The organism is Mycobacterium gordonae (assembly GCF_017086405.1).
GTDB classification, from domain to species: Bacteria; Actinomycetota; Actinomycetes; order Mycobacteriales; family Mycobacteriaceae; genus Mycobacterium; species Mycobacterium gordonae_D.
In genome coordinates, this window is record NZ_CP070973.1 from 3,234,192 (window position 1) to 3,248,128 (window position 13,937).

The 13,937-nt window shown below is 61.5% G+C and carries 10 protein-coding genes; 8 read left to right on the forward strand and 2 right to left on the reverse strand.

What is annotated here, in order from left to right:
- Positions 1 to 44: 44 nt before the first annotated feature.
- Complete coding sequence (locus JX552_RS13780; RefSeq protein WP_205877913.1) at positions 45 to 1,376, reverse strand: adenylate/guanylate cyclase domain-containing protein; 1,332 nt, start codon at positions 1,374 to 1,376, stop codon at positions 45 to 47.
- A 166-nt stretch (positions 1,377 to 1,542) separates the two neighbouring features.
- On the opposite strand from JX552_RS13780, the gene JX552_RS13785 reads away from it, so the two are divergent.
- The 8 genes from JX552_RS13785 (at position 1,543) to JX552_RS13820 (ending at position 12,354) form a co-directional block, all read left to right on the forward strand.
- Entirely contained in the window at positions 1,543 to 5,322 is a 3,780-nt protein-coding gene (locus JX552_RS13785) for a DUF6531 domain-containing protein (protein WP_205877914.1), read from the forward strand.
- 46 nt (positions 5,323 to 5,368) lie between these two features.
- Complete coding sequence (locus JX552_RS13790; protein ID WP_205877915.1) at positions 5,369 to 7,492, forward strand: RHS repeat protein; 2,124 nt, start codon at positions 5,369 to 5,371, stop codon at positions 7,490 to 7,492.
- Positions 7,493 to 7,566: 74 nt separating this feature from the next.
- Positions 7,567 to 7,965 (forward strand): hypothetical protein, encoded by a 399-nt coding sequence (locus JX552_RS13795; protein ID WP_205877916.1) that lies wholly within the window; start codon positions 7,567 to 7,569, stop codon positions 7,963 to 7,965.
- Between the two features lie 313 nt (positions 7,966 to 8,278).
- On the forward strand, positions 8,279 to 9,055 hold the full coding sequence (locus JX552_RS13800) for an RHS repeat-associated core domain-containing protein (RefSeq protein ID WP_241011132.1): 777 nt from the start codon (positions 8,279 to 8,281) through the stop codon (positions 9,053 to 9,055).
- Between the two features lie 9 nt (positions 9,056 to 9,064).
- Positions 9,065 to 9,616 carry a hypothetical protein gene (locus JX552_RS13805; RefSeq protein WP_205877917.1) on the forward strand — a complete coding sequence of 184 codons (552 nt, stop codon included), beginning with the start codon at positions 9,065 to 9,067 and terminating at the stop codon, positions 9,614 to 9,616.
- Positions 9,617 to 9,668: 52 nt separating this feature from the next.
- A complete protein-coding gene (locus JX552_RS13810; protein ID WP_205877918.1) occupies positions 9,669 to 10,961 on the forward strand; it encodes an RHS repeat domain-containing protein in 1,293 nt (430 codons plus the stop codon).
- The gene (locus tag JX552_RS13815) at positions 10,910 to 11,884 is read left to right on the forward strand and encodes an RHS repeat-associated core domain-containing protein (protein ID WP_205877919.1); all 975 of its coding nucleotides are present in this window, start codon (positions 10,910 to 10,912) and stop codon (positions 11,882 to 11,884) included. Before JX552_RS13810 ends, JX552_RS13815 begins: the two co-directional genes overlap by 52 nt.
- 11 nt (positions 11,885 to 11,895) lie before the next feature.
- A complete protein-coding gene (locus tag JX552_RS13820) occupies positions 11,896 to 12,354 on the forward strand; it encodes a hypothetical protein (RefSeq protein WP_205877920.1) in 459 nt (152 codons plus the stop codon).
- Positions 12,355 to 12,746: 392 nt separating this feature from the next.
- Here the strand turns inward: JX552_RS13820 and JX552_RS13825 are convergent.
- Positions 12,747 to 13,927, reverse strand: a protein-coding gene (locus tag JX552_RS13825; RefSeq protein ID WP_241011034.1) for an IS3 family transposase whose coding sequence is annotated in 2 segments (ribosomal slippage) — positions 12,747 to 13,655 and positions 13,658 to 13,927 — 1,179 coding nt in all. Because the reading frame shifts where the segments join, the coding sequence is not laid out codon by codon here.
- Positions 13,928 to 13,937 lie beyond the last annotated feature (10 nt).

Consider the following 13,937-nt stretch of genomic DNA (forward strand, 5'->3'; position numbering starts at 1 on the left):
AGTGTGGCGCATGTGGTGGTCCTGGTACAGGGGCCTTTTGTCCCTTAGACGCGCGCTGCGCGGGGGTCTTCGGTCCTTAGTTCCGCGGGCGCTCCTGGGACCTTGCGACCGACGAGATACCAGGTGCGCATCACGCCTTTGCCCTTGACGTCGATGTGGCCCCGCTCGCGCAGCACGAAGTCGTCCTTCAGTCGCTCGTAGACCGCGTCGGGAACCTGAATCTGGCCGACGGAATCCGTGGACTCCATGCGCGACGCCACGTTGACCGCGTCGCCCCAGACGTCGTAGAAGAAGCGGCGCGAACCTACGACGCCGGCGACCACCGGGCCGGTCGCCAGGCCGACCCGCAGTGGGACCGCACGGCCGTGCGGGTCCTTGAGTGCCGCCGCGACGTCGGCCATGTCGAGGGCGAAGTCGGCCAGCGCATGGACGTGATCGGGGCGGGGGCGGGGTACGCCGCTGACCACCATGTAGGAGTCGCCGCTGACTTTGATTTTCTCCAGTCCGTGCTTGTCCACTAACTCGTCGAACGCGCTGTAGAGACGGTCCAGGAATCTGACCAGCTCGGCCGGCGGGGTGCTGCTCGCACGTTCGGTGAAGCCGACGATGTCGGCGAAAAGGACGGAGGCCTCGTCGTACTTGTCGGCGATGACGCGTCGTTCGGGCTCTTTGAGGCGCTCGGCGATGCTGGCCGGCAGCATGTTGGCCAGCAGCGCTTCGGAGCGCTCGTACTGGTCTTCCATCACCGCTTCGGCGCGCGCGGTGTCGCGCAGTGCAAACCAGACCGTTACGACCACCACGACGCACGCGGACAGAGTGGTGATGACGAAGCCCGTCGTCTGTGCCCAGGGCGGCTGGAGGCCGGTGTCGCGGGGAATGACCAGCTCGGCAGTGATGACCAGAGCGGCGGAGAGCCCGGCCAGAATACTTGCCAGCACGATGTGCTCGATGCCCAGCACCAACACCACCAGACACGCGCCGACCAGGAAGAACAATTCGGCGCCCGATCCGGTACCGACCTCCCAGCAGCTCGCGAACACCGTGATGTACGCCGTGAAAATGAACGTCAGCGGTGCCACCAGCTCCCCGAAGCGGTGCAGCATCGGAACGATCGCAAACAGCAGCATTGCGGCAATGTTGATGAACAGCACTTCCCAAAGCCATGAGCCCATGAAGAATTGGACGCCGATAAAGCTGGCGCTGATCACAACGGACAGCCAGGCGGCGATGTTGAGGATGCGCGCCCGCCGCGCGGCGCTGGCGGCGTAGTGCTGGCGCAGGTCGCGCGTCGGCGAGCGGACGGCGGCAACACAATCCGGCCGGCGTTCTGAGCCGTCTGCGCCGGCCGATCGGGCACCGCATTTCTTAGCGGCCACGGATAGAGCCTAACTGTTGACCTCGACAAACGAGCGGTCTTGCCGCCGCGTCCTGTTTCAGTGGGCAACATCACCACCGGCGTCCGCATTCCGGCTCGTCTGTGCAGGGACGGCCTGACTGCGCCAATCGCCGTACTGTTACTGACGCCGCAACAGGAGGTGATCAGTGGCGCCGCTCGATGTCAACCCGGGTGAGTTGTCAGCCGTCGGCGACAAACTGTCCAGTGATGCGGATGGGCTGGCCGCGGCTCTGTCGGCCCTGATGGGCGGCATTTCGGGGGTGAATTCGGGTCACGACGGCGCCGGGGTGAAGTTCGGGACGCAGTACATCAACTCTGGCGCGAATGTTCTCGCCGCCGGAGCCGCGGCGATCGGCGCGTGTCAGCGGGTGGGCTACGGCGTCAAGATGTCGGCCTACAACTATGCGCTGAGCAATGCAATGTCCGTGCCCGGTGGGGGTCAGCCGTCATTGTCGATTCCTCCGTGTCCTGCCCCGGCGCGCGCACCTGCGATGCCGAGTCCGTTCGGTCCGGGCGTCGCGGCTCCGGTGTTGTGGGCGGTGGTGGAGGGCTTCGTCGGGGATCTGTGGCCTGACGGCGATCCGGCTTCGATGCGCGCGGCGGCGCGGGCGTGGGTGGGTTACGCCGACGCATTGAGCCACACTGCTACAGATGTCGGCGGCAGGAAGGCTCTTTTCGCCGGTCAGCAGCTGCCCGAGGCAGAGCTTATGTCCTCGGCCATCGACGATCTTGGCCACAACGTAGGCGCGGTTGCCGACCAGTGTCGGCGGGTCGCGGACTCGCTGAAGTCGTTTGCCGAAAAGGTCGAGGCCACCCAGAACGCGATTCGCGACCTCCTCAACCGGCTGAACCCGGTGAGCGGGGGCCTGGTCGGCCTGGCGGTATCCCTTTTCCAAGACGGCGATCCACTGGCGACCATCAAGGCGATAGCCAACGACATCAAAGTCGTGCTGAGCCATATGAAAGATGAAGCTGACGCCGCTGCGTGGGCGTTTGAGCAGCTCATGAGCGGTGTCGACGGGGTCACCGACGGACTGGAACGTTGGGTCAGCAAAGAGTTTCCCGTGGTGGCCCCGGTGGTCAACGGCTACATCGACATCGAGAACGGCGTGATCCACAGCGTCGCCGGGGCGGTGCAGGGCATCGAGGGGCTCGACCCGAGTCGCTTCATTTACGACCGCAGAGGCGCGCTGGAAAGCTGGAAAGGCATGGCCGACACGCTGGGCATGGCCCTGCCGCCGATCCTTGCCTACCAGCTGGCTACCAACCCGCACGGTGTGTTGGATCGGGGCAAGGCGCTGATCGATTACGACGACTGGAATTCCGATCACCCGTTGCGAGGTCTGGGCCGCAACGTCGCCGATGTCGCGCAGTTCTTCATCCCGGGGGTGGGTGAGGCCAAGCCCGCGGTTACGGCTGCGGAGACGTCAGCGCGCGCCGGGGAAACCGGAGTTGGGTTGGAGTCGAAGCTGGGGGCGACCGCCCGCGACGGCGCCGGCCTGGTGGGGCGCGCGGGGGAGGTCGGCGGCGATATCGGTGCGCGGGCCGGCAAGGTGGCCAACGACCTGGACCAGATCAAGGCTCCGATCATCGAGCCGCCTAAGCCGCCTCCCGGCCCGGAACCGCCGACGCGGAGCGCGTTGCCGACCGAGCATCCCGACGGGCCCTCGCCGCCCTCACAGCCTGGGATGCCGGCCACGGAGCTGAAACCGACCGAGGCGGAACCGGCGCCGCACCCGCCCGCTGAACACCCCTCTGAACCGAGCCCGGTATCGCGGGCGGAACCCGCACCCGCCGAGCCGGTCCACCCGCCGTCGCCGGGGGCACCACATGGCGAACCGGCGGCGCAAGTTCATGCACCTACCCAGCCTCATGAGGCGCCACTGAGCGAGCGTCCTGCTGCGCGTGGCCCCGTCGAGCCGTTGGAGTCAGCGCACACCGAGCCGCCGGCCATCCCGCATTTCGCCGAGGCCGCGCCTTCCGACCTGGTGAAACCACCCCCTGACACACCTCCGGGGGCCTCCGATTTCGTGGTGACGCCCCATTCCGAAATGGCGCCGGGCGCGCATCCGCCCGAACATGCACCGCCCCACCTTGTCCAGGCGCACCCGGTCGAGCCGTCGGGAGTACCGGTTCGCCCGCCCGATCCTGCGCCAGCCGCGCCGCACACCCCTTCGGTCTCCGATGTGCCGGTGAAGCCGGGGGCGGCCGCCGGGGCGCATACGGCGGGTCAGGCGGCCGAAGCCGCGAAGGCTCCACCGGTGGCGTCGAGTGGTGCTGCGGGCACACGCAGCGTGCCCTCGGATGTCAAGAGTTCGCTGACCGACGGTGCTGCATACGGCCCGACGGACACCCCGGTCGGCGTAGGGGATAGGACTGCACCCGCGGGTGAGCGAGCGCCGGCTGCTGCGGGCCCACACGAGGGGCGGCCGAGCGAACCGCAGCTTCTCGACAATGAACACGATCCGCTGACGCAGGCCGAGCGGGATCGCGGCATCGCCGACGATGCGCGCGAGCCGGGCAGTTCCAATGAACCGTCTGATCGGTGTGCGAACGGTGAGCCGGTGGACATGGCGACCGGCGAGTACTTCCTGCCGATGACCGATATCGACTTGCCGGGGGTGTTACCGCTGGTGTTGCGGCGTCAGCACCGGTCGCAGTATCGCCGCGGCGTCTGGTTCGGGCCGTCGTGGACGTCGACGTTCGATGCGCGGGTGGTGGTGACTGAGGACGCCGTCACCACGGTCGATGCTGACGGCACGATGCTGGCGTTTGCCCATCCGGGGGTCGATTCACCAGAGAAACCGCGACATGGCCGAAACTGGTTGTTGTTCAGGACAACTGGCGGTGGATACCGATTGTTCAGCCAGAACACCCAGCATAGCTACCACTTCGAACCCAAGCCCGGGCTCAACGGAACCGATCTGGGCGTCGGAGTGCTGTCCATCTCGGCGGTCACCGACCGTTACCAGAATCGAATCCTGTTCCACTACACCGACAACGGCATCCCGAAGGCCGTCACGCATTCCGGTGGGTACCGGATCGACGTGCATTCCGACGGCACCCGGATCACCGGGTACGACTTGAGCTCGGACGGCGCAGGCATTCCGATCCGCCGGTTCGGTTACACCGACGGTGATTTGGCGGCGGTCACCGACGGTTGTGGTGCGACAACAACTTTCGTCTATGACGGTGATCATCAGATGATCGCCTGGACGGATTCGTTGGGCTCGCACTACGAGAACGTTTACGACACCGAAGGACGCATCGCCAGCCAGCAGGGCACCGACGGGGTGTGGGCAGGCACCTTCGATTTCGTGTCCACCGCCGACGGGCTCGTGTCGACGTTCACCGACGCTGATGGCGGACAGACGGCGTATGAGTTCGACGGTGACCTGCGGCCCCGGCGGGTGAGAGATCCCGGCGGACGGCTCACGACAACGGAATTCAACCGGTGGCGCGATCCGCTGGTGGTGACGGACCCGTCCGGGGCGGTGACACGCTATGAGTACACCGAGCACGGTGACATCGCCACGATCACCGATGCGCTCGGCGCGGTGACGCGAGTGCAGTATTCGGGCCCGCGTCGCCCGATTCGGCTCTTGCGCGAGGGTCACTCGCCCGTGGTGCTGACCTACGACTCGGACGGGAACGTGATCGAGGAGTCCTGTGACGGGGCGAGTCGGCGTCGCGAGTACAACCGGGCCGGCGCTCTTGTCGCGACGGTCGACGAAGAAGGGCGACGCACCGACATCGTCGTCAACGCCGCCGGGTTACCCACGCGGTTCATCGATGCGGATGGCAACGCGACGGTCATCGAATACGACGGGTTCGGTCGGGTGGTGGCCTCGACCGATCCACGCGGATACCGCACTGTCGCGGCCCGGGATGCCGAAGGGCGGGGTGCTGCAACGGGTTGCCGCTGACGGGACTGTGCGGTCGTGGGGTTACGACGGTGAGGGTAATTGCGTCTTGCAGGTTGATGAGTTGGGCGCCATTACGAGGTTCGAGTATGGCTTCTACGACCTGTTGACCGCGCAGATCGGGCCGGATGGTGCGCGCACCGAATATCGTTATGACCGTGCGCGCCGACTCATTGAGGTGGTCAATCCCGACGGATTGAATTGGCGCTATGCGTATTTCGCTGACGGTCGTCTGCAGTCGGAGACCGACTTCAATGGGGCGACCACGACGTACCGTTACGACGCCGCGGGCCGTCTGGCCGAGAAGAGCAATGCCGAGGGTCAGTCGATCCGCTACACCTACGACGCTGTTGGCAGGCCGGTCGCCGAAATCACCGGCGCGGCAGAGGGTTCGGGTGCGTTTGAGGGGGAGGTGACCCGCTTCCGGTACGGGGCAGACGGGGAAGTGAGCGAGGCATCCAATGCCCACGGAGCCGGGACGTATTCGTATGATGTGGCTTTTCGAGTTCGGGTGGCGGTCTGGGATGGGCAGTCGGTGACGGCGTCGTTGAACGCTGCTGGGCAGTTGGTGGGTGTTGGTAGTCCCAGCGGTGTACGTACCGAGTATGCCTACGACAGGCGGGGAGTGCTTAGCGGGTTGACTGCCGCTGGGAGGGCGGTCGGGCTGGGCAGCGACGCCGCGGGTTGGATCACTCGCGCTGAGGTGGGGCGTGCGCGGGTTGAGCGCGAGTTCGATCCAGTCGGACGGTTGCTGAACCAGTCGTGGACCGCCTCGATGGAAGGACGGCTTTTCTTGGGCCCTACTCCCGCCGCGGTGGAGCGTGTATTGACCGGCTCGTCGTTTGGTTATCGGCCTGATGGGGCGTTGAGTGTGCGCACCGTCGATCAGGTCAAGACCCGTTACCGGTTGGACGGGGTGGGCCGCGTTAATGCGGTGGCGGTGGGTGGTGTGGTGGCCGAGCGGTTCGGTTATGACGCCAGCGACAACATTCGCACTGCAGTCGTGGGGGCTTCCGGTGGTGCTGAGCTTTGGGAGTATCGCGGCACGTTGTTGGTTGATGACGGGCGTTCGCGCTACAGCTATGACCGGGCGGGGCGGCTGGTGCGGACGGTGACGCGGCGATTGAACCGTAAGGCTGAGGTGTGGCATTACCGGTGGGATGCCTATGACCGGTTGCGCAGCGTTACGACGCCGGATGGGCATTCGTGGGTTTATGGGTATGACACGGCTGGTCGGCGTACCCGCAAGGCCAACGTGGGCACTGGCGAGGCGGTGGTGTTTGCGTGGCTGGGTGATCAGCTTCTGGAGCAGACTGCGACCGTTGGGGTGGGTGCGGGTGTGACGACTAGCTGGTGTTATCTGCCGGGGGCGGTGGCGCCGTTAGCGCAGGTTCATGCGGCTGTTGAGGCGGGTGTGGATGTGCCGTTGCGTGTGGGTGGTGCGCCGGCTGTGTCGGCGGTCTGTGAGGGGCGGATGTCCTGGTCGCAACCCGATGTTGACCGCGCCTTTTACGCCCTGGTCACTGATCACCTGGGCACTCCGACCCATGTGATCGACCCGGCTAGCGCGAGGGTGGCCGGTCGGGCGAGTAGCGGGCTGTGGGGGCAGACCACTTGGACGGGAGAGGTATCGACTCCGCTGCGGTTTCCTGGGCAGTACTTCGATGGGGAGACCGGGTGGCACTACAACCGGTACCGCTACTACCACCCGGCGACCGGGCGCTACTGCACCGCCGATCCCTTGGGGTTGGCCCCGGCGCCCAATCCCTACGGCTACCCGCGTAACCCGACCGTCGAGACCGACCCATTGGGGCTGATGCCGTGCAAGCCTGCACCGTTGCGCCAAGTGCTGAAGGCCTGGGTCAACCAATCCTTTACATTCGGCAACGTCAAGCTGCTAATGGATCAAAAGGACCTTGAACATATCTTGACGCGCCATCATTTGCATTACTGGGACGGGTCCGCTAAGCCGGTACAAACATTCTTCGCGGGAAGTCCGACGCCTAAAGAACTGTTAGACGCAATTTCAGATATTTTATATGACAACCGCGACATGATTGTGAATTTCGGATCACGACAAGCGTTCCAAATCGAGGGTAGAGTGAACGGCATGGATCATATAGTTGGAATATTTAAGGGGCACATTCATCAGTTCTATCCGGTTGCAAAGTAGAGTCGCATATGATATCTGTTAAGTCATTTTTGTGTAATTCACGTGGCGAGGACCTTGTCGAAATAACGGACAACATGACGTACTTTTTTGATGAGAATCCGCATATCGATGGTGCGCTAGAGTTGCAGATCGATAACATTGCCGTACTCGACCGGTCGATGTGGGATCACATCGACCAACTGTGGGCCTACCTAGTTTATATGATATCTGACCTAAAAAAGGTGGGAAAAGCGCATACCTACTATCCTGATCAACCGCTGAAATTAACTTTTGAAGCCATTGGCGAAGGCCTAGTTCGCGTTGCGTCATATCCTAGTGATGGGCCTAGGTTGGCAGTGGTCAAGCAGGTCGAACTTATTCGGTGCCTAAAGGCATCGGGCATAAAATTCTTCGCAACAATGATACGTATCAACCCAAAGGATAAGGATATGTATTATCAGCTAATTGAGCAGCTGGACGCAGTCATAGAATGAAGTCAACTCGGTGAGGCGTCCAGGAAAAACTTTGCACGAACTGATGCTAAATGGCTTTGCCACAGCGGAACATGGACTTCTTGTGATAGATGTGACTCGCCACTAATTAGTGGCGTTGACCCGGTTGGCAATTCTTACCTAGGGATGGGTTCTTACGTTCTAATTCATTACGCTGTGGAGCCTACTTTGCGAAGAGAACGAATAGTAGGAAACGTGGGTGATCATCCATGGAAACATACCCGTGATCGAAATTGATCGACTAAGTGGCGAGAAATATTCATTGATGGTCCTTGGGGCGGTCTGTGAGGGGCGGATGTCCTGGTCGCAACCCGATGTTGACCGCGCCTTTTACGCCCTGGTCACTGATCACCTGGGCACTCCGACCCATGTGGTCGACCCGGCTAGCGCGAGGGTGGCCGGTCGGGCGAGTAGCGGGCTGTGGGGGCAGACCACTTGGACGGGAGAGGTATCGACTCCGCTGCGGTTTCCTGGGCAGTACTTCGATGGGGAGACCGGGTGGCACTACAACCGGCACCGCTACTACCACCCGGCGACTGGGCGTTACTGCACCGCTGATCCGTTGAGGTTGGCCCCGGCGCCCAATCCCTACGGCTACCCGCGTAACCCGACCGTCGAGACCGACCCGTTAGGGCTGATGGCGTGTCCCGGCGAGGAGACGCCGGGTTCTAGTTCTGCTCGTAGCGGCACCATATGGGACCACATCAAGCCCACTCAACCGAATTATCCAGGTACGCCCATTCCGAGGTCGTTTGAATTGAGCACGCCGAATGGGGATGTCTGGGTGCACCCGAATGTTACCGATCATTTGCACGAAGTGCTAGGTTCATACGTTGAAAGAGGTATTCCACACGAGCGCTCTAGTCCTGGCGGACGTGATTTTCTCCGACATGAGCTTTTCGATATTCGAATCCAGGCAGATCTATCTAATCTCAGGCGGGCCGTCGGCCATGCGCTTGAGCAGGGCATAGCCTATGATGACGTAATGGTGATCGATAACTGGAGCACGACATTCGGACCTCCAAGAGGAGAAGGCCTCTTGCCCACACTCTTTCATGGAAACTTCTGGTGATAGTGTGACATGATTCCAATCAAGGGCGTCGATACAGCTGGCGATTCTTATCTGGAGATGGATTTCTACGTTATACTGCACTATGTTTTGAAGCATACCCATCGCGGAGATCGAATAGTTGGATATTTGGGTGATCACCGCAGAAATAGTGCTGAAATCAAAATTGATCGACTGAGTGGTGAGATTTATTCGTTTGTCGTCCTTGGAACCGACCAAGAAATTACTTGTCGCGCAGATGATCCCTTCGCATTGCTTCCTGCGCGGCAGGGTATTCCAGTCGTAGACGTTTCGTCTTTTGCATTCCAAGAACCTCGGGAATTTGGACATCCTGCGCACTTCGATAATCTAGCAAAAATCCACTGCACTATCGTCGCCGAGCAATCGATCTCAGTGATTCTTGATACCACCAAAGAACCTACGAACTTAATAGATGCTGGTAGTGTGAAGTTTCTACTGTCAGACAGAATGTTGGTGGGGTTGCTGACTAGACCGCTTTCCGCGAGTGAATTGGATTTGTTTGATGAGTGGGCGGAACGAATGCAAAAACCACGCAACGGCTGAAAGACTCGGAGGGCACGGCCGAGGAACTCGGCCACCTCGGCCCTGACCCAGGATGCCGAAGGGCGGGGTGCTGCAACGGGTTGCCGCTGACGGGACTGTGCGGTCGTGGGGTTACGACGGTGAGGGTAATTGCGTCTTGCAGGTTGATGAGTTGGGCGCCATTACGAGGTTCGAGTATGGCTTCTACGACCTGTTGACCGCGCAGATCGGGCCGGATGGTGCGCGCACCGAATATCGTTATGACCGTGCGCGCCGACTCATTGAGGTGGTCAATCCCGACGGATTGAATTGGCGCTATGCGTATTTCGCTGACGGTCGTCTGCAGTCGGAGACCGACTTCAATGGGGCGACCACGACGTACCGTTACGACGCCGCGGGCCGTCTGGCCGAGAAGAGCAATGCCGAGGGTCAGTCGATCCGCTACACCTACGACGCTGTTGGCAGGCCGGTCGCCGAAATCACCGGCGCGGCAGAGGGTTCGGGTGCGTTTGAGGGGGAGGTGACCCGCTTCCGGTACGGGGCAGACGGGGAAGTGAGCGAGGCATCCAATGCCCACGGAGCCGGAACCTACTCCTATGACGTGACTTCCCGAGTTCAAGTAGCGGTCTGGGATGGGCAGTCGGTGACGGCGTCGTTGAACGCTGCTGGGCAGTTGGTGGGTGTTGGTAGTCCCAGCGGTGTACGTACCGAGTATGCCTACGACAGGCGGGGAGTGCTTAGCGGGTTGACTGCCGCTGGGAGGGCGGTCGGGCTGGGCAGCGACGCCGCGGGTTGGATCACTCGCGCTGAGGTGGGGCGTGCGCGGGTTGAGCGCGAGTTCGATCCAGTCGGACGGTTGCTGAACCAGTCGTGGACCGCCTCGATGGAAGGACGGCTTTTCTTGGGCCCTACTCCCGCCGCGGTGGAGCGTGTATTGACCGGCTCGTCGTTTGGTTATCGGCCTGATGGGGCGTTGAGTGTGCGCACCGTCGATCAGGTCAAGACCCGTTACCGGTTGGACGGGGTGGGCCGCGTTAATGCGGTGGCGGTGGGTGGTGTGGTGGCCGAGCGGTTCGGTTATGACGCCAGCGACAACATTCGCACTGCAGTCGTGGGGGCTTCCGGTGGTGCTGAGCTTTGGGAGTATCGCGGCACGTTGTTGGTTGATGACGGGCGTTCGCGCTACAGCTATGACCGGGCGGGGCGGCTGGTGCGGACGGTGACGCGGCGATTGAACCGTAAGGCTGAGGTGTGGCATTACCGGTGGGATGCCTATGACCGGTTGCGCAGCGTTACGACGCCGGATGGGCATTCGTGGGTTATGGCTACGACACCGCTGGCCGGCGGACGCGCAAGACCAACGTGACTACCGGCGAGACGGTGGTGTTCGCGTGGTTGGGTGATCAGCTCCTCGAGCAAACTGCCGCCGGCGGGGGCGGCGGCGCGGGTGCCACGACCACTTGGTCCTATCTGCCGGGCGCTGCCACACCGTTGGCGCAGATTCACTCTGTTGCCAGCGATGAACCCGGTGTGGATGTGCCGTTGCGTGTGGGTGGTGCGCCGGCTGTGTCGGCGGTCTGTGAGGGGCGGATGTCCTGGTCGCAACCCGATGTTGACCGCGCCTTTTACGCCCTGGTCACTGACCACCTCGGCACTCCGACCCATGTGATCGACCCCGCTAGCGCGACGGTGGCCGGCCGAGTGATTAGCGGGCTGTGGGGACAGACCACTTGGACAGGAGAGGTATCGACTCCGCTGCGGTTCCCCGGGCAGTACTTCGATGGGGAGACCGGGTGGCACTACAACCGGCACCGCTACTACCAGCCTGGGACCGGTCGTTATGTCACCGCTGATCCCCTGGGGTTGGCTCCAGCACCGAATCCGTATGGATATCCCCGCAACCCGACCGCTGAGACCGACCCGTTAGGGCTGATGCCGTGTAAAGCAATTGCCCTGCAGAATGCGCTGCGGGACTGGGCGAACCGATCCTTCACACTTGGTAGTGTTCGATTGCTCCTAGACCGGCGCGATCTCGAACATATCCTCACTCGTCATCATCTGGAATATTGGGATGGATCGGTCAAAAGGACGCAAACTTTCTTTGCGGGAAATCCAACGACAGATGAACTTGCGAGTATCGTTGCGAAGGTATTGCGCGAAAATCGCGCCGTTATTATTGAGCATGGGTCAATGGAGTCATATCAAGTTAGCGGTTGGGTCCATGGAATACAGTATGCAGTCGGAATAGGTAAAGGACATATTCGGCAATTATTTCCATTCGAGCAGTAAGGTTACTAAATATGATCTCAATTAGATCCTATCTCTGCAACAAGCGTGGTGAAGAGTTTCATGAGATCTGTAACGGCAGCGACTATTTAGTGCAAGACGATAATTATATTGATGGCGCAATAGAACTTACCATCAACGGAGTTTCAATAGTCGATAGGACCATGTGGGACACTATCGATGACTTATGGGCTTATATCGCTAATATGATCGACGATCTTTGCAAATTTGGTCGAGCGCAAACATTATTCCCGGACCAGCCCATAAAGTTGTCCTTTGAAAGAACCGGCAAGGACCAAGTTCGTGTGACGTCCTATTTTGGTGACATTGTCAAGACAGCAGTCGTAGGCGAAGTGGAATTGGTAAGCGCTTTAACAATGGCTGGCGTCCAATTTTTTAGAGAAATGATGCGCATCAATCCGGCCAGCAGTCAAGCCTATCAGCACCAAGTTGAACGACTCCGATCGTATTGACGGCCTGGATCCGCAGATCTGGAAAACCAACCGAGGGATCGTCTGCCAGGGTGCGAGGGAGGTTGAGGCGAGTATCAGTGATCGCGCGTTCTATTACCGGAGCCGTAGATCGTGGATGGTGTGTTGTGGCGTGTCTGCGCTGTTCAGGACGGTGACCGCGGCATTGTTCGGAGTTTGTGAAGACATCTGAATTAGCCGCGGCCGCCGCGGTTCATAGCATAGACCTGTATCGGTGGTTGTCGTGAGTTCTCGGCGGTGACGGATTTGATCGCGCCGCGTTTCGCCCGCTATGAGCCGCGCCGTCATGCCGGTGAGTTGATGGCCGGGATGGTCTCGGGCTTGGACCGAAAGAATTGCTGGACGGGGCTGCTGAACAATTCTGTGACAGCTCTTCAGGCGGCCTGATTGGCTGCCACGGTCATGATGGCTTCGAATTCGATAGGGGTCAATCGGCCCAAGCGGGCTTGCCTTCGTCGGCGGTGGTAGGTCCGTTCGATCCAGGTGACGATCGCGATGCGCAGGTCGTCGCGGGTGGCCCAGCGTTGGCGGTCCAAGACGTTGCGCTGTAGCAGGGAAAAGAAGCTCTCCATGGCGGCGTTGTCCCCGGCCGAGCCGACCTGTCCCATGGAGCCGAGCATGTGGTGACGCCACAGAGTCTGCTGGAGTTTGCGGGAACGAAATTGACCGCCTCTGTCGGTGTGCAGTGTGCAACCGTTGACTGTGCCTCCGCGGCGGGCGACCGCGGATTCGACGGCGTCAACGGCCAGCTGTGAGGTCATCCGCTCGGCGATGGAGTAGCCGACGATCCGGTTGGACCAGACGTCCTTGACCGCACAGACGTAGACTTTGCCTTCGGCGGTCGGATGTTCAGTGATATCGCTGAGCCATAAACGATTTGGTCCACTCGCGGTGAAGTCGCGGCGCACCAAGTCCTCGTGCGCCGGGGCGCCGGGCAGGCCCTTGCGGCCGTGCCGCTTCTTCCCGAACACACACCACCACTGGTTGGTCGAACAGATCTTCCACACCGTGCGCTCGGAAACCTTGTGGCCGGCCGCGTCGATCTGATCGAACAACAGCCGGTAGCCGAACTCGGGATCGTCGCGGTGGGCATCGAAGATCGCGTTCGCCAAGTAGGCCTCGTCGTACTCGGCGGCGGTGATCGGAGCGGCCAGCCAGGCGTAGTAGTGCTGGCGGTGAAGCTTCAATACCCGGCACGAGACCGTCACCGGCACCCTGATCGGGGCATCGGCGGCGGCCAGCTCCTTCACGAGCGAGTAGAGCCTTTTCCCGGTAGCGATCCTCACGCCAGATAGGCCGCGGCCTTGCGCAGGACTTCGTTCTCCTGCTCCAGCAGGCGGTTGCGCCGTTTCAAATCCCGGTTCTCCCGCAACACATCCGGCGACGCGATCGACTTCGGCCCTTCGTCGGCATCGGCGGCACGAAGCCACGCATTCAACGTGGTCTGGTGAATCCCGAAATCCCGGGCGACCTGCTCGACCGACACGCCAGCGCCACGCTCGCGCGCAACCCGAACGACGTCGCGACGGAACTCCTCAGGGTAGGGCTTGGGCACAACGACATCC